A 24238-nucleotide genomic window follows, 5' to 3' on the forward strand; every position below is an offset into this window, starting at 1 on the left:
GTTTCCCATATTTCTTTGCATTTGCTAATACCCTGCTAAAAGGAAGGCAAAAAACCACGAAAAATTAGCAGGTTTTGGACGAGAATTTACTAACAGTGAAATCCCAGAAAAGCCAGTAAAATCAAGGATTTTCGGGGATTTGTAGGGAGTCAAAAATGCCCCTCGGGGGCTTCTCCTAAGCGGTAGGTCGGGTGTTCGAATCACCTCGGGAACGCCATAATGTGAAGACAAAAAAAGATGTCTCCTGCGAAAAGCCCGAATATATCGGGCTTTTTTGCTACCCAAAGATAAACAAAAACGAATGAAGGCGAAATGGGGTCTGTTTATGACCGAACAGAAAAAGAATACTATCATAACAAGCGGCATCGCTGTACTTGCCGTGATACTGGCATATTGCTTCCGAATTGTGGGCAGGGGCAGCTTCTACCCGATGCTGTTTTCCTATCTGCGCAGCTTTATCTATATCGGTCTGTTCGCCGCCTGGGGGTTCTCCGTCCGTCAGCGGATCGTGCAAAAGCAGGTGTGCAGGTTTATGACGGTCACCGCAGTACTGCTCATCATATGGATGGTAGTCCGTTCGGCAAAGTATTTTATATTCTGGCAGCCGGATGCCGTCCGTTACTTGTGGTATCTGTTCTATCTGCCCATGCTGTTTGTGCCTATGCTGGCGCTGCTGATCGCCATGTCACTGGGAAAGCCGGACGAATACAAATTCCCCAAGGGAATGTCGATTCTGTGGATCATCTCCGGCACATTGCTTCTGCTCGTGCTCACAAATGACCTGCACCAATTCGTATTTACCTTTCCGAAGGATGCCGCCGTGTGGACAGACAAAAACAACGGCTACTCGATAGGCTACTTCATCATTGTAGGCTGGCAGGTACTGTGTGCCTTTGCCGCACTCGTAATTATGTTTTTCAAATGCCGTGTGCAAAAAGGAAGGCTCCACTTTCTGCCCATTGTTCCTATGCTGCTGACGATCGTTTACAGCGTGCTTTACTATGCAGGTGCAGATTGGCTGCTCCACTTGTTCGGCGATATTGCCGCATTCCAAAGCGTGATGTATATTCTGACCTTTGAGTTTTGCATCGCCTGTGGATATATACATTCAAACAGCCGTTATGTGGACTTGTTTGCCTCCTCTGTCGGCACATCGGCAGAGATCACCGACAAGGACTTTACCGTTCGGTATGCAGCTGTAAACACTGCGCCTATCTCAAAGGAAACGATTAAAAAAGCCGAGCAAAGCCCGGTCACGATGGGCGGCTTGACCGTTCACACCATGCCCATTGATGGCGGCTATGCCGTATGGACAGAGGATGTGTCGGCTTTGCGTGACATCAAGGAGGACTCCGAGCTTCTTGCAGACGAGCTTGCCGACAGGAACGAAATACTCCGTTATGAATACAAGCGTGAAGCCAAGCGCCGCAAGGTGGAGGAGCAAAACCGCCTGTATGATCTCCTGCGTTCCGCTACGCAGACGCAGATCGACCGCATTGCAGAGCTCACTAAGGAATACCGCCAAATCTCAAGCACCGATCCCGACAGTGCCAAAACGCTCCTTGCCGAGATTGCCGTGCTGTGCAGCTATATTAAACGCCGCAAGCATCTGACGCTCCTTACCGACCGAGATATTAAAATAGCGGAAACGGAACTCCACCGTGCCTTCAATGAGTCCCTCCAAACGCTGAAGCTGTTGGGCGTCCGCAGCTCGCTCTATGTGGACGAGTCTCTTTCTATGCTCTCCGGCAAAACGGCGACTGCTGTATTTGATTTTTATGAATCGGTTATTGAAGCCGACATTTTGAATTTAACAGGCATACAGGTAAGCCTCATAAAGGCAAACGGCTTGCGCTTGTCACTGAATGTGTGCTGCAAAGCCGACCTTTCCGCTTTGGTAAGCGGAGACGGTATCCGCTGTGAAAAAGAGGATGACGAGGAATACCAGCACCTTGTATTTGAAGCGAAAGAAGGTGACAGGAAATGAGTGCATTTTCTTCCCTTTCTGAATTTTGGCAGACCATGCTGCCGTTTATCATGCTTGTGGAGATCATCCTTGAGATCGGGCTGTTTATGTATCAGCTTCTTCGCAGCAATAAGCCTGTGCGCAGCCTGCTGAGTCTGGCGGTCATGGCGGTGATGATCCCGCTGCTATTCTCCGTTTCTCAGGCAGATCCCGATAATATCGGGGACGCATTTCTGCTGGACGCACCGTGGCTGATATTTGCCGCTGCCATTTTCCTTGTGGCAGTTCACTTTGCCATTGCTCTGCCGCGGGAATACCGCCGTAAAAAGAACGAACTCTCGCCGTTCTCCATTAAGGAAGCAACCGATAAGCTGCCTATGGGCATCTGCTTTGCCGACCCGAACGGCAGGATCATCCTGTGCAACAACCGTATGCGCAGGCTCTCCTTTGCCCTTTGCGGCCACGAGCTGCAAATCAAAAGCGATATGGAAAATGCCCTGAGCGTGCCGGACAGATCCGTAACCGTCAAGGACGATTGCTACATTCTGCCCGACAAGACCGTCTGGCAGTTTCGCACACAAAATATCACCGTGGACAGCGATGACCGCTGGCAGCAGATAACGGCGCACAATGTAACCGAGCTGTATAACGGCTACCAAAAGCAAGAGGAAATAAATGAAGAACTGGCAGAGGTCAATCGAAAGCTCAGGAAGATGTACGCTCGCATGGAGAACGATGTCAAAGAGAAGGAAAGCCTTGACCTAAAGGTCTATATTCACGATACCATCGGGCGAAGCCTCCTGACCATCCGTGACATCATATACAGCGGAGAGGATACGGAGCGAAAGCTTGAGGCGCTGCAAAATGCCATCGGTATGCTGGCAAGCAACCGTGTCACCTCTGTCAGCACAATGGACGAGGTAAAAAGAACCGCACAGCAGCTTGGCGTGGCTGTAAAAATCGACGGCTACCTGCCCCGTGATACCGCAGCCGAGGAGCTGACCGTTGCTGCCGCCAAGGAGTGCGTGACCAACTGCATCAAGCACGCAGACGGGAATGAGGTATATATCCGCATTGCCCAGCGCGGCGAACGCTATGACGTTACCATAACCAACAACGGCAAAATACCCACAGAGCCGATAAAGGAAGGCAGCGGCCTGTCAACGCTTCGCCGCAGTATTGAAAGTTCCGGCGGTGAAATGCATATTTCGCACAATCCACGCTTTGCTCTTCTGATTACGATTCCCGCAAAGGAGATGAGCCTATGATAAACACCATACTTGTAGAAGATGATCTATACATCCAAAAGCACTTTGTCGATCGTCTTGCGGCAGACGGCGAGTTTCATCTTGTCGGCGTTTTCCGTGACGCCTTTGAAGCGGAAAAGCACTGCGACGCCACCGTAAAGCTCGTCCTTATGGATGTGCAGACGCAGCATAAGCATTCCGGTCTTGCCGCCGCAAAGCGCATCAAAAAGGCTTTTCCGCAAATCAAGATCGTTGTGGCAACCTCGCTTGTCGACCCCGAAGTTTTGCAAAGAGCCAAAATGGGTGCTGCCGACAGCCTGTGGTATAAGGACCACGGAACAGAGGAGCTGATGAGCGTGGTAAAGCGCACTCTGGCAGGGGAAAAGGTATTCCCCGATACCGCTCCGGCCATTGAAATGGAGGGTACGATGTCCGATGTCTTCTCGCCACGGCAGTTAGACATACTACGCCTTTATATAAAGGGCTTTACCTATCAGGAAATTGCCGATAAGCTGGGCATCTCCAAAAACGGCGTTCGCTGGAATCTGGACGATATGGTGGAAAAGAGCGGCTTTGAAAGCAGAGAAGCGCTGGTTGCGACCGCCATTGAAAACAAGCTCATGGTGATCACCTTAAAAGACGAATAAGCAAAACTGAACCCCTTGGCTGTACGGTCAAGGGGTTTTTCGCGCCCAAAAGGCAAAAATTTTTGAAAAAATCGAGATCTTTCTTCTGTTACTGGCACAAGTGCCAGTGACAAACGCCAAAAAATCAGTATAATAGATAATGTAAGATTAGGATTGTGCTTTTAGAAGGTGGTGATGAATGATGAAAAAAATCGTTCTGGACATTCAAAGCGATATCCATGCGCACACCATGGAGCGAATGCTGATGCAAAAATTGGACGATTGCCAAGTTGTGATTTCCGAGTCGCCGGACGCAACCGCCGAGTGGTGCAAAACGCATCGACCGGATGTGCTTTTAATGGAGGTCAAGGCGTATTCGCCCTGGATGTTCAAAGAACGAATGGCGATCCGTGACAAGGTAAAACGGAACACGGAAAACTGTTGTGTCATTCTCTTTGTGGATGATGATACAGATGAAGATTTGACCGAAAAGGTACGGCAGGCAAAGCGTGAGGGGCTGATAGACGCTTTTCTCTTCGGTTCGGTATCCGAAAACTACTTTGCTTCGGTCATCGACAGTGTTTAAATCAGGCAACACAAAAAGCATAAAAATCTTCAAAATAATTATGAGGGAGGAATAATAGTATGACAAAAACGAACAAACGAAGGCGCGTCGCCAGCGTCCTGTTGGCGCTTGTGATGCTGCTCTCACTGATGCCGGGTCTGGAGCTTCCCGCCCACGCCTTTTGGGATGACTACGACACCGGCGGAGATTGCCCCAACTGCGACCACTACCACTGGGGTGAGAATTTGTGCGACTGCCAGTTCTGCACCATTGACTGCAACTACGATTGCTGGGTTGAGACCCATTGCAACGACTGCGGTGTGTGCCTGGGCGACACGCCCTACTGGTGCGAGGAGTGCTATAAATGCGCGGAGTGCATGGAGGACACGCACTGCTCCACCTGCGCCAAGTGCTACATTGGCGAGGATGACCAGCTGTGCGGCGAATGCCATAAGGGTCCCTGCTGCTCCATAACCATCTGCGACTCCTGCGGCTTCTGCGATGACTGCGCAAACGATGACAGCGACCCGATGCACTGCTCGCTGTGTAACGCCTGCTTCGGTTCGGTGGACGAGTGCGTGGACGACGATGATACCGGCGTCATCCACTGCATCGATTGCCACACATCCTGCGAACAGTGCGAGGAATGCCTGCTGAACCAGGAGTCCTGCGAGGACTGCGGCCTGTGCCTTGAGTGCTGCCGAGATAACTCCGAGGGCGGCGGCTGCCCGGACGGCGAGACCTGCGTGGAAAGCCCCGAGTGGGACGAGCACATCTGCCAGGGCTGTGACGGCTGGGTCACAGATAAGGAGGACGAGGACGAGTTCTGCGAAACCTGCGAGATGTGCAAGGAGTGCTGCGAGGGCAACTCCGACTGCTCCGAGGGAATGTGCGCAATGGACACTGACTATGCGGATCACTTCTGTGAGGACTGCGGCCTGTGCTTCCACGACAGCGATCCCTGCGAGGACGGCTGCGATCAGCGCTGCAAGGACTGCTGCCGAGATGCCGTAAGCGCTATGGGCTGCGATCATGACGACTGGTGCTTCAGCGACTCTGATTTTGAGGATCATTTGAAGACGGAGCATGCCGGCGCCGGACATACCCACATAGCCTCCGCCACCTGGGCGGCTGACGGAACACAGCACTGGCACCCCTGCCGCTATTGTGACGATAAAAAACTGAATGCCGCCAACCATGAATTTGACGCCAAGGGCGTGTGCAAGGTCTGCGACTACATCAGCGGCAGCTCCATCGTCATCAACCGCCAGCCGAGGGGCGTCAAGTGTAAGACCTCTATCTACAGCAGCGGCGATTATGACGAAGAGCCGGAAAACGACCTGCTGTTCTATGATAATAACCCGGTCACCTTCTCTGTTTCGGCAAAGAGCCTGAAGGGCGACGAATTGACCTATCAGTGGTATCGGAAGGATAATGAGAATCCTACGGCGGCGCCCTACAAACTGCCGGAGGGTAGGTTTTACACGGGTGTGACGACCTCCACACTGAAGATGCCGGTTTCCACCCAGGCCTGCCAGGAGGACTACTCCTACTACTGCGTCATCGGCAGAAAGGGCGACCCTTCGGACACCATGAAAACGGCGGAGGCAAAGCTGACTGCCACCCATGCCTACAGCCACAAGCAGGCGGGTGTGCGTGTGCCCACGGAAGACAGCGAGAGAACGCCGAAATACAATGTCACTTGGGTCGATAAGCATGGAGTTACCCATGACGGTGTCGTGGGCGGCGACCCGAAGTGCGACGGCCACAAGCTCCCGTGCCTGTTCGAAGCAGGCTCTTACGAAGCGCATTATATGACCACCGGCTCCAAGGAGCGCATCTTCCCGCATACCTTTGTGCTTGACATTAGCTATGACGCAGTGGGCGGCGGCAGAGTCGATGTGCTCAGATGTTCCGTCTGCGACTATATAGTTCCTGTGAAGAGCCATGTCCATGATTACGGCTGGAACTGGGACTGCACCGGCTTCGGCAGCATCTATGAGTATACCTTCAACATCGGCGGCTCGACCAAGACGGTGGAGCAGCTCATCCTTGAATCCGGCTATGCCCACCCCGAAAAGTGCAAGGTTCCCGGCTGCGAGGAGTTCATCATGGTTCCCCATAGCTGGGGCCGCTGGAATGTGGTCAAAAACCCCGATACCGAGGGTGGCAGAGGCGGCATGGAAGCTGAATGCAGCGTCTGCGAATACAAAGAGACGAAAGAAATTGACGGCGATTGGACAAAGGACACCGCCCTTGTGACGGTGAAAAATGGCCGGGCAACCCGTATGATCGTCAAGCCAGGCGACAAGATCAGGCTTTATCCCGAGGAGAGAACTGGTCAGAAAGCCATCGGCTGGAAGGTGGAGTATCGCCGCGAATACAATGAGTATGACATCATACCTGTTACTAAAAATTGGAATATCAATGAGGTGAAGACCCTGTTCAAGCTGGTGACCAACGGCTCCGCCCTCGAGTGGGGCTGCACGATCCCAGAGTTCAGCACCATGGGTGCCCCCGGCGGCGGCAGTTTCTTCTTTGAGCCTGTCTATGCAGGCTGTGACCACAGCGGAGGCACAACGCTGCTCAACGCGAAGGAGCAGGTCTGCGACCGTAAGGGTTACACCGGCGACACCGCCTGCGCAGACTGCGGCCATGTCATCAGTGCCGGTTCGGATATCTACCCACCTGCAAACGCCGGTCATACCGGTCCACTGCAGCCGCTGTACTACTACGGCACGGCCAACTCGGCAACCACAGACGCGAGCCATGGCGGCAAACGCTATAACGCCAAATCGGGCGACTGCCGACACCGCGCCTATGAGGGCGACTACCGCTGCACAGCTTGCGGCGGCACCGTAAAGGGCGAGACCGGCGACTTCAGGCATAGCGGTCCCCTTGAACTGCGAGATGTAAGAACAGCGACCTGTACAGAGAGGGGCTATTCCGGCAACCAGTACTGCACATCGTGCGACAGGATCGCGCATAAGGGCGTCTCTACCCCGTCCCTCCACGAAATTGCCGATAACTACAAGCTGATCAATGAGGTTAAGCCAGGATGCACCACCTCAGGCTATAGCGGCGACCAGCAGTGCACAGCCGGCTGCGGACAAATTATCCGCTACGGTCATGTCGTTAATAAGCTCAGCCACGACTGGGACGGCGGCAAACCCGCAAAACAGGGCAAGAGCGAAGGAATTCTCTACACCTGCCAGCGCGCCGACTGCGGCGAGACAAGGTTCGTAAAGAACTCCGCTGCGACCGAGTTCACGGTCACGGTCATCAAGGGCACAGCCTCCGTTGCCGCAGGAACACTCATCACAGACAAGATCGCGCAGAACACCGTTGTGACCGTTACGGCGGACGCACCGGAGGCAGGCAAGGTCTTTGACAAGTGGGTCGTGCTGGAGGGCAATGTCACTCTGGCAGACGTCACCAAGGCGACTACCACCTTCACCATGCCCGGCAATGATGTGAAGCTCGAGGCCACCTATAAGGATGCGCCTCCAAGCCATACCCACAGCTACGGCACCGAGTGGAAGTATGACGACACCGATCACTGGAATGAGTGCGAGTGCGGCGATAAGGCCAATATTGCGGCTCACAGTGCCAGTGAGTGGATCGTTGACACGGCAGCTACCGAAACCGCCGACGGCGCTAAGCATAAGGAATGCACCGTCTGCAAGAAGGTTCTTGAAACCGCACCGATCCCCGCAACAGGCAGCAATCATACCCACAGCTACGGCACAGAGTGGAAGTATGACGGCACCAACCACTGGCATGAGTGCGAGTGCGGCGACAAGGCCGACACGGCAGCACACAGCTTCCAGTGGGTGATCGACAAGGCCGCTACCAAGGAGGTCACCGGCATCAAGCACGAGGAATGCACCGTTTGCGGCGCCAAGCGCAGCGAGAATACGGCCATCGACAAGCTCCCCGACGGCGGCAACACCGACAATACAGGCAGCAGTGATAATAACACCAATAAGCCAGGAAATGACGACTCCACCAAGTGTCCTCAGACCGGTGACAGCAGCAACCACACCGGTTGGCTGGCTGCTCTGTACGTCAGCGGCGGCGTTCTGACTCTGCTGGGCGTAAGCGGCAAAAAGAGAAAGAAATCCGAGGTTAAATAAGCCGACGCTTCCGAAATCGAAATAGCCTAAACACAATAGGCGGTGACGGATCATTCCGCCACCGCCTATTTTCTTGAGAGCGGGCTTGGCAGCAAGTCCCTTTCCGAAAGGCGGCAAGCGACACCCACATTCTGACCATGTATCCCCAGCCGAACGGGGACGGCAATCTCCGACACTCTTTCTTTATGCCTTCGACAAAAATCAGAGCAAAGCTCAAAAATCTTTTAGGAAATTAAAAAACTTGGTTGTAGCCCCCTCAACTTTTCGTCATGGAAAGTGAGGTGGCTTTCTCTATAGCCTCCGCCCGTTCTTTGAAAACCGAATAGTACAGCGCATCCTTTTGTAGGGCGTAATTTTTTTTGCCTAAAAGCAAATTTACTCACTGTCAAAAGCTTGAACTCACTACAAATAAAAAAAAACGGTAACACCAGCAGGAAGTTATCTTCCTGCTAATGTTACCTCATTTACAAGTATCACAAGATTTAAAGGGGAAATGATAAAGACTTTGTAATGCTTATCGTAATTCTTGTAGCTTTACGCTTAATTCTTGTAAATGTTTTTTGGCTCTTTAGATTGATAGCCACCATACATTGATGCACATCCGCAGGCAGCTATACCCATTCTCTTAGTTGCTCTGGCAATAAGGCTGGCAAGCAATTTCTTAAATGATCTCATTCTTATCACACCTCTTTTCTTTGATCTTCGCTGATATTATTAAAACTGCAATTAATAGATTTGTTAACAGGATCATAGATCCAACCGTCTGATATCTATTGATGATCGCCCCGCCAAACAGATCAAGCAACAGAAAAACTATCATTCCCATCGCTTTGAACTTTGGCTTTTTTTCTTTTTCTATAGGCTTATTTTTGTTCTCCACAGGGCAGAATACAAAAGCTATTATCTCTTCAAACACAACCAAGGCAGCGATCACCCATATATTTATATATCCGCATACCTTGTCATTAAGAAAAGCTGTGGCAATAAATGTCGAACACATGAGCAGATTGCATCTGAAATATGTATCTGCATGATACCCTCCGGTAATAACCCTGACAGCAATAAACACTGCCAAATATATTACGCTTTCCAGCAAATGCCCTGTCAATGCTCCCATAAGCAATACAAGCACAATGTTTAACATTGATGAGATAGTTATTTCTATGCCATACCGATAAAAATCCTGTACCTCATCTGCTTTGCCGATAGCTTCCTGCTCGGTCAAAAAATTAAGTATACCCGATACAACAAGATCCATAAACTACCGCCTCGCTTTTGTCTTACCCTAATTTGAATTTTACTAGAATAACAGCAATATGTCAAGCTTTTTGGAATGAGTTGCAGGTTTTTGTCACGAAATGCAGCAACGGCCCCGAACGATCAGTTCAGGACCGTTGTATCTGCCATCAATGTTACCTGACAGCAAAACATTCCCTCCGACTCATAGAAATCGCATCTGCCATTATATTTTCTTGCTATCTCTCTGATTATGGAGGTCCCCAGACCATGCTGTTTTTTATCAGCCTTTGTGGTCGTAAGCCTTGGATTACTATCCATAACAGAATGATCTATTGAATTTTTTATCAAAAACGTATATGTATCCGTTTCTCGGTCGATCTTCAGATACAGAAATTTATTTGCGTCGTCGGCTATTTCCTTGCATGCCGTTATAGCATTCTCCAACGTGTTGCTCAACAGGTCGCAAAGGTCAGTTCCCTTTATTCCCTCAAAATCTGAAACTGTTATGCATGATATTTTTATCCCCAAGGAAGAAGCCATCGTAAGCTTTGCGTTAACGATAGCATTTACAATATTATTTTTCGTTTTAACATAGGACTCCGACTTCTCGATAAGGTCAAAGCTTTCTGAGATAAATTTTCTCGTTTCATCTATTTTTTGTACTTTCAACAGTTCATTGACCGTTTCATATTTGTCTTTTATATCATGCCTTAGTTTTCTCATGGCGTCATATTGCGACTCGGCGTTTCCGATAAACTGCTCAAGATACTGCTCTCTTAGTTTGACTATCTCCATTTCCTTGAGCTTCCGATTCTTTTTTATCAAAGAATTTATTATCCAGAATATAAGTATATTAAGAACAAAGACAAGCATATATGACAGATTTATATACAGTCTATGGCCATCGTCTGCCGAAAGGGACAGTTCATGTATTACCATAACGAGAGAAAACGAAATAATAAGCACTGCAATTATCGTCACCCAATCTGAAGCCGTATAATCATATGTGTGTTTAAAGGCCATCAGTATTAATCTAAATACAATGAATATAGAGATCTGGATCATTATAAGCGTCACAAATCTAAGCAAGCTTTGTTCGACCACAAGCTCCCTGAGGGATATTTTAAAAAATGACGATACAACATTTAGTTCCAATGACGTTATCAACAAGATCGCAACCTGCGAGAGGGATATGGAAAGAAATTTCTTTACAGCATTGTCACTAAAAAAGCAAAACGCAAAAACAAGCAGACTTGCCCAGTACAAAGCACTTCCAAAGCCCTCAAATACAGTGAAATAATTAAAAGCAGTGACCAGACAGCCTTCACAAACGGCAAATATAACAGCCCATATCTTAGCCCTTTCATGAGATCTTGGCGTAAGAAATCTATATATAAACCATGTTTCCAGACCGCCCTGATAAAAGTTTATCAAGATCTCAAATATCGTCCACAATATAATAGTCATCACTTTCTCCTCAGATATTCAGTCAAAGCGTCGTCAACTGCATTCTTATATCCTCGGCTCATGGGAAGCTCTGAACCGCTTTTGAAGATCACTGTTTCATTTGAACGGCTTATGTTAAAAACATATTTCAGATTGACGATATATTTTTTATGCACCCGTATAAAATCAAATTTACGATAAGCTTCTTCTATCTCGCCAATGCTATCTCTGACTGCAATAGTATCCTTATTATTTGCAAAATGATATATGATGCTGTGGCTATTGCTCTCTATATAAGTTACATCCCGAAGCTTTACAGAGATCCTTCCCTGCTCCCTGGTCTCCAAAACCACTGTCTTTTCCTGCTTCAATGCGTCCGTCAACTGTCCTGCTACCATATGGAGCCTATCCTTCATAACATCAGCGTCAGGATCTTTGCATATAAAATTCAGCGGTCTGAAATTAAAGCTGTCATAAACCAGCTCCTGATGACTTGTCACAAAGATCACGAAGCAATTACCATTCTGACCTAGCTGCCGTGCGACTTCAAAACCGGTCATTTCAGGCATATCAAGGTCAAGAAATATAGCCGAAAAAGGCTTTTTACCATGGCAGTAAAAAAAGCTCTCAGCTTTGGTAAACGTTTCTATTTCAGCCTTGACCGACCTTGATTCAAGTTCATTTGCCAGCATAGATTTAAAAAACTGAAGAAAAACAGCATTATCATCACAAACTGCGATCCGCATTTTTTCACGTCCTTTTATAACATAGTCTGTGTACGATTTTATATTACCATAATTATACCGTAAGGTCAAGCCATAAAACCAGCAATAAGCACCTAGCGTCAAGAATTGTCATGTTGTGCCAAAATCGAGGAACTTTGTTCCAAAAACCACACCTCATATTTGTCCCTTTTGCCAATTTACAAAAATATACTTATGTGTTACAATAATAGAGTAAAGTATATTGATCGTGTGAAATGGGGTGACATTACTGGTCAAAGTCGTAAAAATCCATCTAATTAGTGAGCAATTTGACAAAGCAGGCAACCGGATAGATTATGAAGAAGTCAATAAAATACTGTGGGAATTGCAAAAGCAGACACGAGAAGCAAAGAATAAAACTGTTCAGCTTCTTTGGGAATGGAACAATTTTTCAAGCGATTATGTTAAGGCGAGTGGCATATATCCTAAAGCAAAAGACATATTTGGCTACTCAAGTGTGCATGGACAAGCAAACAAAGAATTAAGAACAAAACTCGCTTTAAATTCAAGTAATCTTTCCACTACCACAATGGACGTATGTAAAAATTTTAATACATATAAAAAAGAGGTATGGAAAGGCAAACGATCAGTTCCTTCGTACAAATCAGACCAACCTCTTGATCTGCACAAAGACTCTATAAAGCTGATATATGAAAACAACGAATTTTATGTTAGGCTCGCTTTATTAAAAAAAGCTGAATTTGCAAAGTATGGTTTTAAAGACGGTTTTCGTTTTAAAATGCAGGTGAAAGATAATTCTACCAAAACTATTCTTGAACGCTGTTTTGACGAAGTATACAAAATAAATGCCAGCAAACTTTTATATGACCAAAAGAAAAAGAAGTGGAAGCTTAATCTGTCTTATAGTTTCGACAATAAAAACATTTCTGAACTTGACAAAGAAAAGATCCTTGGTGTTGATGTAGGCGTTAACTGTCCTTTAGTCGCTTCGGTTTTCGGCGATCGTGACCGATTCATAATCAAGGGCGGCGAAATTGAAAAATTCAGAAAAAGCGTGGAAGCTCGCAGACGTTCAATGCTCGAGCAAACAAAATACTGCGGTGACGGAAGAATTGGTCACGGCAGAAAAAAACGCACTGAGCCTGCCCTAAATATAGGCGACAAGATAGCAAGATTTCGTGATACAACAAACCACAAATACAGCAGAGCTTTGATAGAATATGCTGTAAAAAAGGGCTGCGGAACTATCCAAATGGAAAAGCTGACGGGTATTACATCTAAATCTGATCGTTTTCTAAAAGACTGGACTTATTATGACCTCCAGACAAAGATAGAAAACAAGGCGAAAGAAGTAGGGATAAATGTCGTCTATATCGCCCCTAAATATACAAGTCAGAGATGTAGCAAATGCGGATATATCCACAAGGATAACAGACCAAATCAGGCGAAATTTAGATGTCTTGAATGCGATTTTGAAAGTAATGCAGATTATAATGCAAGTCAGAATATCGGAATTAAAAACATTGATAAGATAATAGAAAAAGATTTGCAAAAGCAAGAAAGCGAAGTCCAAGTGAACGAAAACAAGTAGAAGGTTCACACAATTTCAGGGCGACTCGGCGTCCTAAAATCGAGAAAGTGTACATAAGTTTTTAACAAAATACGGTAAATACTCTCGGTAAGGTTTTAACGTGCACATAATAATCCGTGCAACAGGGTTACACTTTTGTGCAATTTTGCAGTTGCAACTTACGCATAGGTGTAAAATACGAGGTGAATGTTACTGTTGTTGTGTTTTCCTCAAAAGTTGCAACTTACGCATAGGTGTAAAATACGAGATCAGAAGTCAGGATAATGTTATCCTTGTCCGTGTTGCAACTTACGCATAGGTGTAAAATACGAGGTCCAGAAAATCGTCTGACATTATCGTTTGTTCGTTGCAACTTACGCATAGGTGTAAAATACGAAGCACTCAATTTGCATTGTGATACGATATTGAATTACAATCACATATTTGTAAAACAACAAAAGGGCTGTCCACACAGCCCTTTTGTTCTTATCTAACCTATGCCAAGCCCCCTACCCCTTAGGCTTTTTCATAGTAAGCGAAATACGCTTTTTCTTCAGGTCAACGTTAAGTACCCAAACCTTAACTACCTCCCCGACCTTTACGACCTCAAGAGGGTGCTTTATATATCTGTCGCACATCTGAGAAATATGTACAAGTCCGTCCTCGTGAACACCGATATCAACGAACGCTCCGAAGTCTATAACGTTTCTCACTGTGCCCATAAGCTCCATGCCCGGCTTCAAGTCTTTAAGCTCCATAATGTCGCCGCTTCTCATAAGCGGTGGAGGCAGCTCGTCACGAGGGTCACGACCAGGCTTTTCAAGCTCCCCTACTATGTCCTTTAACGTCGGTGCACCAATGCCAATATCTGTGGCAAGCTTCTTCATGCCCATTGCATTGACTTTCTCAGCTATCTGCTTTACGTCACCCATGTCCGCAAGGCTCAGCCCGCACCTGTCAATAAGCGCCTGTGCTGCCTTGTATGACTCAGGGTGAACAGCCGTGTTATCCAGCGGATTTTTTCCGCCACGCACTCTCAAAAAGCCTGCGCACTGCTCAAAAGCCTTTGCGCCAAGCTTCGGAACTTTCATAAGCTGCTTTCTTTCGGTGAAAGCTCCGTTTTCCTCACGGTAGGAAACAATATTCTTTGCAACTGTCATATTTATGCCCGATATGTATGACAACAATGAGTATGAAGCCGTATTAAGGTCAACGCCTACTGAGTTTACGCAGTCCTCAACAACGCCCTTTAAAGCCTCGTCCATTCTCGCCTTTGGCATATCATGCTGATACTGTCCAACGCCTATTGCCTTTGGGTCTATCTTTACAAGCTCTGCAAGAGGGTCCTGCAAACGGCGTGCTATTGATACTGCTGAACGCAGTGAAACGTCATACTCAGGAAACTCCTCAGCCGCAAGCTTGGAAGCGGAGTAAACGGAAGCGCCTGCCTCAGACACCACCATGTAAGAAACTTTCTGCGGAATTTCTTTGATAAGCTCTGCTGTAAACTGCTCCGTTTCTCTTGAAGCAGTGCCGTTTCCTATGGAGATGGTCGTAACACCATATTTCTTTATAAAGCCCGTCAGAATACGCTTAGCACGCTCTGTATCCTTCTTTGGCGGAGTAATGTAGATTATCGCAGTGTCAAGCACCTTGCCCGTAGCGTCCACTACAGCGGTCTTACAACCGTGAGCATATCCCGGGTCAAGACCAAGGGTAACAGTGTCTTTAACAGGCGGCTGCATAAGAAGCTGTCTGAGATTTGAAGAGAACACCTTTATTGCCCCCTCCTGAGCGTTTGCCGAAAGCTCCGCCCTTATCTCACGCTCTATGGACGGATAAATAAGTCTTTTATAGCCGTCCTCACAAGCAGCCGTAACAAGCTGTCCGCACTCTGACTTGTTTTTTACATATTTTGAAACGCAGGCTCTCTCCCCTGCGCCCTCTGGGACATTCACTGATACTTTCAGAACGCCCTCTTTTTCGCCTCTGTCCAAAGCCAAAACTCTGTGACCTGCTATCTTTCCCACAGCCTCGGCATAGTCGTAATAGTTCTCATACACCGACTCGGCATTCTCGTCAGACGCTTTTGAGCTTATCACGCCTATCTGCGAAAACAGCGTTCTTATGTATTTTCTAAGGTCAGCGTCGTCAGAGATATCCTCTGCAATTATATCCATTGCACCCTGCAAAGCTTCGTCCGCAGACTTTACGCCCTTGTCCTCGTTGATAAATTTTGACCCCTCGACCTGCGGGTCGCATTTCTTATCCTGGGTCAAGATAAGTTCAGCCAATGGTTCAAGCCCCTTTTCTCTTGCCACCGAAGCCCTTGTTTTACGCTTCGGCTTGAAAGGTCTGTAGATATCCTCCACCTCCACAAGGGTCTTTGCATTTTCGATAGCAGACATTATCTCGTCTGTCATTTTCTCCTGCTCAGTTATAGAAGAAATTATCTCGCCTTTACGTTTTTCGAGATTTCTAAGATATGTGAGTCTGTCAGCGATCTCTCTAAGCACCTGATCGTCCAACGAGCCTGTAAGCTCCTTTCTATATCGTGCAATAAACGGTATAGTTTTATCGTCATCAAGGAGTGCAACAGTGTTGTCTATCTGCTCCTGTCTGAGCTTAAATTCTTCCGCAAGGGTCTTGTTAATGTCCATGTTTTTACCAATCCTTTTTATTACTTTTTGCGAATTATCACATATAATATTATATCACATTTTCGATAAAAACGCAACGAAAATGCGGTCGAAAACTGTAACAAAGATATTATATAATACATATAGGATCTATCAGATAATTAATAAAAGCAGGCAAAAATGCACTTGAAAAAAGGGCTTGGATATGTTATCATAAAAGAATAAAACAGTATTCAGGAGTGTTTATATGCTAAATCAATTTTCAAGAACCGAGCTTTTATTCGGCAAAGAAGCAATGGAAAAGCTCAGCAACAGCAGGGTTGCGATTTTCGGCATAGGCGGTGTAGGCGGATATGCAGTTGAAGCCCTTGCACGAAGCGGTGTAGGCGAGCTTGACCTTATAGATGATGACAAAGTGTGTCTGACCAACATCAATCGTCAGATAATTGCCACAAGAAAAACAGTAGGAAAATACAAGGTCGACGTGGCGGAGGAGCGTGTTCACGACATCTGTCCTGACATAAAAGTAAACACATACAAGTGTTTTTATATGCCTGACACAGCGGATCAGTTTGATTTTACTCAGTATGATTACATTATCGACGCCATTGACACTGTTACAGGCAAGCTGGAGATAATAAAGCGAGCAGACGTCGCAGGAGTACCTGTTATATCCTCAATGGGTGCAGGCAACAAGCTTGACCCTACAGCATTCCGTGTGGCGGACATTTATCAGACAAAGGTCTGCCCACTTGCAAAAGTCATGCGACGAGAGCTTAAAAAGGCAGGCATAAAGTCGCTTAAAGTTGTTTACTCAGAGGAACAGCCTATCAGACCGATAGAAGATATGGCTATTTCATGCCGTCAGGACTGCATTTGTCCTCCTGGTACGGCAAGAAAATGCACAGTGCGCCGTGATATTCCAGGCTCAACGGCATTTGTGCCGTCAGTTGTGGGACTTATCGTGGCAGGCGAAGTTATTAAAGATCTGGCTAAGAAATAATACAACAAACAAAGGACGAACCGCTGATTAGCTGTGGTATAATGGTTTTATAATCAGTAGGGTAAACTGCCCGACAAATCGGGATTTATAAAAGAAAGAGGCATTGTACGTTATGATTGATTTCGTTAAGTCTACAGAAATGAAGATCTCACTTGCTCCCGATCAGGAGGGGATGCTTTCAACAAAGGAAACAATTAAGACGATTATCAGGGATAATCCTGATACGGTTCTGGCTTTTGATATATTTGACGAAAATGATCTGATTGGTTTTATTCTGGTTAATCGTTTTGAAGAGCATAAATATTTTTTGTGGGAATACGCCATAGACATAAGCCACCAAAATAAACACAAAGGCACAGCCGCACTAAAAAAATTTATTGACCTTATGCGAATTCGTTATGATGCAAAAGTTATAACAACCACATATATTTACGGTAATGACCATGCGAAGCATATATATGAGAAAATGGGGTTTGAGGAAACCGATGTGGTGGACGAGCAAGACTGCCATGAGGTAAATATGGCTTATTATATATAACATCGAAAAAATTCGTATAATCGCTGATACATATTTCAATTTATCGGGCAGTTCATAATCACAGCACTATTATTTGAATTTTTCAGAAAGGAAAAAATGTTATGCAAGAATGGCTCATGACTATAACGCTTGGAATAATCGGAGCATTTTTGATAGCTGTTACATATGCCGCATTATATCAAAGCAAAAAAAGCCAAAAACACATATCTGGATTTCCATTTTTCGGTGGGTTTATTCTTGCTGTTGCATTTCTCTTCTCTCCTATTAAATGGTTAGCTTTTCTGGGCTTCATTGATTATGGTTTGTGGCTCCTGCCATATGTATTGATTATGGATTATTATAACAACAAAAAATTCAAAAAAATATATATGCAGCAGAATTTTGAACAACGCATCAGTGATGAATCAAAAGAATTACGTATCAGAATTTCTGAAAGAAATGAAGAATGGGTACAGCCGTATATTACGAATTTAGTTTATGTACTCAAAGTGCCTAAGCTGTTATATGCTGTTTGTACAGACCAAAATGGAAAGAAATTTTTACTTATTGATAAATGCAAAAGAAAAGGCAACATTGAAATAGTTCCTTTTGATAATAATACTATTCTGCTTACAGACCTCAACTCAAAAAATGTTGATTATTCAGTAGAAATTGAAATCAAAGACAATCCATAAATAGTTTCCCATTTATCGAACAGCTCCCTCATCACAGCACTCATGACGTGTGCTGTGATTTTTTTTAGACAAACAGTGCTTCCGCACACCTACATTAACGTAAGCATACGAAAGCACTGTTTCCATACATTACATTTACAAACTGCAATACAAAACCATATATACAAAAAAGAGCCATAGCAAAAGCTACAGCTCTCTGGCTCCCCCTGTTGGACTCGAACCAACGACCCTTCGGTTAACAGCCGAATGCTCTACCGACTGAGCTAAGGAGGAATATGACTAAACAGAGAAGAATATTATCTTCTCTGTTTAGTAAGGTGTCGGCAGCACCCTATCTTACCGGGACGTTACCATCCAAGTATTTTCGGCGAAGAAGAGCTTAACTACTGTGTTCGGCATGGGAACAGGTGTGACCTCAACTCAAACGCCACCGACTAAGTGAAGAGGAACGAATCCTCAAAATTGAATAATGAAAAAGCTGTTGGTTAAAAGGAGTAGTCATAACCAATAAGGTTAAGCCCTCGACCGATTAGTACTCGCTAGCTAAACACGTCACCGTGCTTACACTTTGAGCCTATCAACCTTGTAGTCTTCAAGGGGTCTTACTCTGTAAACAGAAGGGATATCTTATCTTAAGGGCGGCTTCACGCTTAGATGCCTTCAGCGTTTATCCGTTCCGCACATAGCTGCCCAGCTGTGCCACTGGCGTGACAACTGGTGCACCAGAGGTGCGTCCATCCCGGTCCTCTCGTACTAGGGACAGCTCCTTGCAAATATCCTACGCCCACGACAGATAGGGACCGAACTGTCTCACGACGTTCTGAACCCAGCTCGCGTACCGCTTTAATTGGCGAACAGCCAAACCCTTGGGACCGAATTCAGCCCCAGGATGCGATGAGCCGACATCGAGGTGCCAAACCTCCCCGTCGATGTGGACTCTTGGGGGAGATCAGCCTGTTATCCCCAGGGTAGCTTTTATCCGTTGAGCGACGGCATTTCCATTCACATACCGCCGGATCACTAACTCCAACTTTCGTTACTGCTCGAACCGTCATTCTCGCAGTTAGGCTCGCTTTTGCGTTTACACTCTGACGCATGGTTTCCATCCATGCAGAGCGAACCTTTGAGCGCCTCCGTTACTCTTTAGGAGGCGACCGCCCCAGTCAAACTGCCCACCTAACAATGTCCCCCGACTTGCTTCAAAGCCGCAGGTTAGAATTCCAGCACTCCAAGAGTGGTATCCCAAGGTCGACTCCACACAAGCTGACGCCTGTGCTTCCCAGTCTCCCACCTATCCTGTACGTGAAATACCGAAATCCAATATTAGGCTACAGTAAAGCTCCATGGGGTCTTTCCGTCTAGTCGCGGGTAACCGGCATCTTCACCGGTACTACAATTTCGCCGGGCGGGTTGTTGAGACAGTGCCCAGATCGTTACACCTTTCGTGCGGGTCAGAACTTACCTGACAAGGAATTTCGCTACCTTAGGACCGTTATAGTTACGGCCGCCGTTTACCGGGGCTTCAATTCAATGCTCTCACATCTCCTCTTAACCTTCCGGCACCGGGCAGGTGTCAGCCCCTATACGTCATCTTTCGATTTAGCAGAGACCTGTGTTTTTGCTAAACAGTCGCCTGGGCCTATTCTCTGCGGCTCAATCACTTGAGCACCCCTTATCCCTAAGTTACGGGGTCAACTTGCCGAGTTCCTTAACAACCCTTCTCCCGTTGGCCTTAGAATCTTCTTCCTATCTACCTGTGTCGGTTTGCGGTACGGGCACCTAAGATATCCATACAGCTTTTCTTGTCTCTTTCCATGATGACTTCTCTACTCATTTTCGATCCCTTACGACCGGGTCAACCATCGCCCGGCAACATCACTTCTAAAGCGTCCCTGTACTTAAATCTTTCGGTGGCTACGGAATTTCAACCGTATGTGCATCGGCTACGCGTCTCCGCCTCGCCTTAGCCCCCGGCTTACCCTGAGCGGACGAACCTTCCTCAGGAAACCTTAGATTTTCGGCCATTATGATTCTCACATAATTCTCGCTACTCATTCCGGCATTCTCACTCGAATAAAGTCCACCAGCGCTTCCGCTCTGACTTCACCCCTTATTCGACGCTCTCCTACCACTCTAAATTACTTTAGAATCCCAAGCTTCGGTACATTGTTTAGCCCCGTTGAATTTTCGGCGCAGGGTCACTCGACCAGTGAGCTATTACGCACTCTTTTAATGAGTGGCTGCTTCTAAGCCAACATCCTGGTTGTTTATGCAACCCCACATCCTTTTCCACTTAACAATGTTTAGGGACCTTAGCTGTGGGTCTGGGCTGTTTCCCTTTTGACAATGAGACTTATCTCACATTGTCTGACTCCCGTGAATCAATTATCTGGCATTCTTAGTTTGATAGGGTTCAGTAATCTTTCGACCCCTAGCCCATTCAGTGCTTTACCTCCAGTAATCTTTCACGAGGCTAGCCCTAAAGCTATTTCGGAGAGAACCAGCTATATCCGAGTTCGATTGGAATTTCTCCGCTATCCACACCTCATCACCGGCCTTTTCAACGGACGTGTGTTCGGCCCTCCATGGAGTTTTACCTCCACTTCAGCCTGGACATGGATAGGTCACTCGGTTTCGGGTCTATTGCATACGACTTTTTCGCCCTATTCAGACTTGCTCTCGCTTCGGCTCCGTGCCTTAAGCACTTAACCTTGCCGCATACAATAACTCGCCGGACCATTCTACAAAAGGTACCCGATCACACTTTGACGTGCTCTCGGTGCTTGTAAGCATAGGGTTTCAGGTTCTTTTTCACTCCCCTCCCGGGGTTCTTTTCACCGTTCCTTCACAGTACTATTCGCTATCGGTCATTAGGTAGTATTTAGGCTTGGAGGATGGTCCCCCCATCTTCCCACGGGGTTTCACGTGTCCCGCGGTACTTTGGATACAGCTCGCTGATTCTCTCTTTCGCTTACGTGACTCTCACACTCTTCGGTACGTTTTCCCACACGTTTCAACTAGAAATTATCAATGCTAAATGCTGTCCGAAACCCCATAAGTATTGCTACCTATGGTTTAGCCTCTTCCGCTTTCGCTCGCCACTACTCACAGAATCTCGGTTGATTTCTCTTCCTCGCCCTACTTAGATGTTTCAGTTCAGGCGGTTCCCCTCATATACCTATTTGATTCAGTATATGATGTATGTGCATACACATACGGATTGCTCCATTCGGAAATCTGCGGATCAATTCATACTTGCTGATCCCCGCAGCTTATCGCAGCTTATCACGTCCTTCGTCGGCTCCTAATGCCAAGGCATTCTCCCTACGCTCTTCTTAGCTTAACCATTTTTGAATTATGTCTAATCCTCTTAATTTTTATGCTAATTGCAGGTTTTTTACCCGACTTTAACTTTCGTTATTGTCGTTCATTTTTCCTCATTTGCATTACTTTTGCTTTTCATTATTCAATTTTCAAGTTTCGTTCCTTGCAAAATCTCTCTTGCTGGTGGGCACAAGTGGACTCGAACCACCGACCTCACGCTTATCAGGCGTGCGCTCTAACCACCTGAGCTATGCGCCCATTATGCTTTACATAACGGCACTCAAGCTGTTCGTCTTCCTTCGTCCCTTGGTGGAGATGAGGAGAATCGAACTCCTGACCCCCTGCTTGCAAAGCAGGTGCTCTCCCAGCTGAGCTACACCCCCATATGCAGGGACTAGGTACTCCATTGTGCTGTTTTAAAGATACTGTTTCCAGCATCCTCAAAATTGAACAAAAACTACTTTCTTAAACCTTTGCTGACCGGAGAATTGTTTTATGAGAAGTTTTCTTTTCCTTCTCTGTTCTCCATAGAAAGGAGGTGATCCAGCCGCACCTTCCGATACGGCTACCTTGTTACGACTTCACCCCAGTCATCAATCCCACCTTCGACTGCGTCCTCCTTGCGGTTAGACTACAGGCTTCGGGTGTTACCGACTCCCATGGCGTGACGGGCGGTGTGTACAAGGCCCGGGAACGTATTCACCGCAGCATGCTGATCTGCGATTACTAGCAATTCCGACTTCATGTAGGCGGGTTGCAGCCTACAATCCGAACTAAGACTGCTTTTAGGGGTTCGCTCCACCTCGCGGCTTTGCATCCCTCTGTTTACAGCCATTGTAGTACGTGTGAGGCCCAGGTCATAAGGGGCATGATGATTTGACGTCATCCCCACCTTCCTCCGTTTTGTCAACGGCAGTCCTGCTAGAGTGCTCTTGCGTAGCAACTAACAGTAAGGGTTGCGCTCGTTGCGGGACTTAACCCAACATCTCACGACACGAGCTGACGACAACCATGCACCACCTGTCTATATGTCTCCGAAGAGATTTCACTCATCTCTGAGCTATGCATACGATGTCAAGACCTGGTAAGGTTCTTCGCGTTGCTTCGAATTAATCCACATACTCCACTGCTTGTGCGGGCCCCCGTCAATTCCTTTGAGTTTCAACCTTGCGGTCGTACTCCCCAGGTGGATTACTTATTGCGTTTGCTGCGGCACGGAAGGGGTCAGTCCCCCCACACCTAGTAATCATCGTTTACGGCGTGGACTACCAGGGTATCTAATCCTGTTTGCTCCCCACGCTTTCGAGCCTCAGCGTCAGTTAAAGCCCAGTAAGCCGCCTTCGCCACTGATGTTCCTCCTAATATCTACGCATTTCACCGCTACACTAGGAATTCCGCTTACCTCTACTTCACTCAAGAACCACAGTTTCAAATGCAGTTTATGGGTTAAGCCCATAGTTTTCACATCTGACTTGCGATCCCGCCTACGCTCCCTTTACACCCAGTAATTCCGGACAACGCTCGCTCCCTACGTATTACCGCGGCTGCTGGCACGTAGTTAGCCGGAGCTTCCTCCTCAGGTACCGTCTTTTTTCGTCCCTGAAGACAGAGGTTTACAATCCTAAAACCTTCTTCCCTCACGCGGCATCGCTGCATCAGAGTTTCCTCCATTGTGCAATATTCCCCACTGCTGCCTCCCGTAGGAGTCTGGGCCGTGTCTCAGTCCCAATGTGGCCGATCAACCTCTCAGTCCGGCTACTGATCGTCGCCTTGGTAAGCCGTTACCTTACCAACTAGCTAATCAGACGCGAGCTCATCTTTCAGCGATAAATCTTTGATAATCAAATCATGCGGTTCAATTATATTATGCGGTATTAACGATCGTTTCCAATCGGTATCCCCCTCTGAAAGGCAGATTGCTCACGTGTTACTCACCCGTCCGCCACTAGATCAGAAAAGCAAGCTTCTCTTCTCTCGTTCGACTTGCATGTGTTAAGCGTGCCGCCAGCGTTCGTCCTGAGCCAGGATCAAACTCTTAATTAAAGTTGTATATCAAAAGCATTTCTGCTCTTGTTATCCTGTTTCAGTTCACTTCACTGAACGTACATTTCTTTTACGTCTTTATGTTAGACCTTTAATTCTTTTTCTCAAAAGAATCTCTCAAGGGTTTCGTACTATTCGTCTTTGTTCAATTTTCAAGATGCTGTTTCGTTACACTCTTTTGTGTCGTGCAACTTTTACATTATATCACACTTTTTATCTTTTGTCAACCCCTTTTCTGAAGTTTTTTCAAAAAAGTTTTTTGACTTCCGATTTTTTTGTGTTTTCTAATGTGCTGTCTTAAATCAGCTTATCTATTATATCATATTAGCTAAGCTTTGTCAAGACTTTTCTTTGTGAACTTTTTATGAAGTTCTTTTTGTGCTACTCCTCAGGTCTCTTCTGTTCTCCCGAACCTTTTACCTTCGTTTCGCTTCTTTCTTTATCGCTCTCTCTCGAGGCGACTTGTTTATTTTATCACTTTTATGCCATTTTGTCAA

15 protein-coding genes, 3 tRNA genes and 3 rRNA genes are annotated in these 24238 nt (G+C 46.6%); 10 read left to right on the forward strand and 11 right to left on the reverse strand.

Annotated elements, in window-relative coordinates:
- Positions 1-325: 325 nt before the first annotated feature.
- The 5 genes from DWW81_RS06060 to DWW81_RS13225 all read left to right on the forward strand — a co-directional run bounded on the left by DWW81_RS06060 (position 326) and on the right by DWW81_RS13225 (position 8540).
- On the forward strand, positions 326-1987 hold the full coding sequence (locus DWW81_RS06060; RefSeq protein ID WP_117896544.1) for a hypothetical protein: 1662 nt from the start codon (positions 326-328) through the stop codon (positions 1985-1987).
- Positions 1984-3234 carry an ATP-binding protein gene (locus DWW81_RS06065; RefSeq protein WP_117896545.1) on the forward strand — a complete coding sequence of 417 codons (1251 nt, stop codon included), beginning with the start codon at positions 1984-1986 and terminating at the stop codon, positions 3232-3234. Before DWW81_RS06060 ends, DWW81_RS06065 begins: the two co-directional genes overlap by 4 nt.
- Positions 3231-3860, forward strand: a complete 630-nt coding sequence (locus DWW81_RS06070; protein WP_117877879.1) for a response regulator transcription factor — start codon at positions 3231-3233, stop codon at positions 3858-3860. The genes DWW81_RS06065 and DWW81_RS06070 overlap by 4 nt, the downstream gene beginning before the upstream one ends.
- Before the next feature lie 178 nt (positions 3861-4038).
- Positions 4039-4425 carry a hypothetical protein gene (locus DWW81_RS06075; RefSeq protein ID WP_117896546.1) on the forward strand — a complete coding sequence of 129 codons (387 nt, stop codon included), beginning with the start codon at positions 4039-4041 and terminating at the stop codon, positions 4423-4425.
- A 59-nt stretch (positions 4426-4484) separates the two neighbouring features.
- Positions 4485-8540, forward strand: a complete 4056-nt coding sequence (locus tag DWW81_RS13225; protein WP_181982679.1) for a hypothetical protein — start codon at positions 4485-4487, stop codon at positions 8538-8540.
- A gap of 540 nt (positions 8541-9080) precedes the next feature.
- Here the strand turns inward: DWW81_RS13225 and DWW81_RS13690 are convergent.
- The 3 genes from DWW81_RS13690 to DWW81_RS06090 form a co-directional block, all read right to left on the reverse strand.
- Positions 9081-9215 (reverse strand): hypothetical protein, encoded by a 135-nt coding sequence (locus DWW81_RS13690; protein WP_278307814.1) that lies wholly within the window; start codon positions 9213-9215, stop codon positions 9081-9083.
- Positions 9202-9798 (reverse strand): accessory gene regulator B family protein, encoded by a 597-nt coding sequence (locus DWW81_RS06085; RefSeq protein WP_117896547.1) that lies wholly within the window; start codon positions 9796-9798, stop codon positions 9202-9204. The genes DWW81_RS13690 and DWW81_RS06085 overlap by 14 nt, the downstream gene beginning before the upstream one ends.
- Positions 9799-9920: 122 nt before the next feature.
- On the reverse strand, positions 9921-10802 hold the full coding sequence (locus tag DWW81_RS06090; protein ID WP_181982680.1) for a sensor histidine kinase: 882 nt from the start codon (positions 10800-10802) through the stop codon (positions 9921-9923).
- A gap of 19 nt (positions 10803-10821) precedes the next feature.
- On the opposite strand from DWW81_RS06090, the gene DWW81_RS13230 reads away from it, so the two are divergent.
- Positions 10822-11079, forward strand: coding sequence for a hypothetical protein (locus tag DWW81_RS13230; RefSeq protein WP_181982681.1), 258 nt, complete (start codon positions 10822-10824; stop codon positions 11077-11079).
- A gap of 166 nt (positions 11080-11245) precedes the next feature.
- On the opposite strand, the gene DWW81_RS06095 is transcribed toward DWW81_RS13230, so the two are convergent.
- Positions 11246-11971 (reverse strand): LytTR family DNA-binding domain-containing protein, encoded by a 726-nt coding sequence (locus DWW81_RS06095; protein ID WP_117945376.1) that lies wholly within the window; start codon positions 11969-11971, stop codon positions 11246-11248.
- Positions 11972-12209: 238 nt separating this feature from the next.
- Here DWW81_RS06095 and DWW81_RS06100 point away from each other — a divergent pair, with 238 nt between their 5' ends.
- Complete coding sequence (locus DWW81_RS06100; RefSeq protein ID WP_242989546.1) at positions 12210-13541, forward strand: RNA-guided endonuclease TnpB family protein; 1332 nt, start codon at positions 12210-12212, stop codon at positions 13539-13541.
- Positions 13542-14029: 488 nt separating this feature from the next.
- Here the strand turns inward: DWW81_RS06100 and DWW81_RS06105 are convergent, their stop codons facing one another.
- The gene (locus DWW81_RS06105) at positions 14030-16180 is read right to left on the reverse strand and encodes a Tex family protein (RefSeq protein ID WP_117896550.1); all 2151 of its coding nucleotides are present in this window, start codon (positions 16178-16180) and stop codon (positions 14030-14032) included.
- 226 nt (positions 16181-16406) lie between these two features.
- On the opposite strand from DWW81_RS06105, the gene DWW81_RS06110 reads away from it, so the two are divergent.
- The 3 genes from DWW81_RS06110 to DWW81_RS06120 all read left to right on the forward strand — a co-directional run bounded on the left by DWW81_RS06110 (position 16407) and on the right by DWW81_RS06120 (position 18374).
- Positions 16407-17162: a tRNA threonylcarbamoyladenosine dehydratase gene (locus DWW81_RS06110; RefSeq protein ID WP_022287125.1), complete on the forward strand. Its 756-nt coding sequence runs from the start codon at positions 16407-16409 to the stop codon at positions 17160-17162.
- A gap of 112 nt (positions 17163-17274) precedes the next feature.
- Complete coding sequence (locus tag DWW81_RS06115) at positions 17275-17700, forward strand: GNAT family N-acetyltransferase (RefSeq protein ID WP_117896551.1); 426 nt, start codon at positions 17275-17277, stop codon at positions 17698-17700.
- A 101-nt stretch (positions 17701-17801) separates the two neighbouring features.
- Positions 17802-18374: a hypothetical protein gene (locus DWW81_RS06120; RefSeq protein WP_117896552.1), complete on the forward strand. Its 573-nt coding sequence runs from the start codon at positions 17802-17804 to the stop codon at positions 18372-18374.
- Between the two features lie 197 nt (positions 18375-18571).
- On the opposite strand, the gene DWW81_RS06125 is transcribed toward DWW81_RS06120, so the two are convergent.
- The 6 genes from DWW81_RS06125 to DWW81_RS06150 form a co-directional block, all read right to left on the reverse strand.
- Positions 18572-18647: transfer RNA gene (locus DWW81_RS06125), tRNA-Asn, on the reverse strand.
- A 45-nt stretch (positions 18648-18692) separates the two neighbouring features.
- Positions 18693-18809 (reverse strand): 5S ribosomal RNA (gene rrf, locus DWW81_RS06130).
- Positions 18810-18883: 74 nt separating this feature from the next.
- A 23S ribosomal RNA gene (locus DWW81_RS06135) occupies positions 18884-21720 on the reverse strand.
- Positions 21721-21879: 159 nt separating this feature from the next.
- A tRNA-Ile gene (locus DWW81_RS06140) sits at positions 21880-21956 on the reverse strand.
- Between the two features lie 49 nt (positions 21957-22005).
- Positions 22006-22081, reverse strand: a tRNA-Ala gene (locus DWW81_RS06145).
- Between the two features lie 148 nt (positions 22082-22229).
- Positions 22230-23741: ribosomal RNA gene (locus tag DWW81_RS06150) — 16S ribosomal RNA — on the reverse strand.
- Together the 16S, 23S and 5S rRNA genes with 3 tRNA genes alongside form the textbook arrangement of a ribosomal RNA operon.
- Between the last annotated feature and the right edge of the window lie 497 nt (positions 23742-24238).

Origin of the sequence: Ruminococcus sp. AF17-1AC, from assembly GCF_003461385.1 — a bacterium.
Classification (GTDB): Bacteria; Bacillota; Clostridia; order Oscillospirales; family Ruminococcaceae; genus Hominimerdicola; species Hominimerdicola aceti.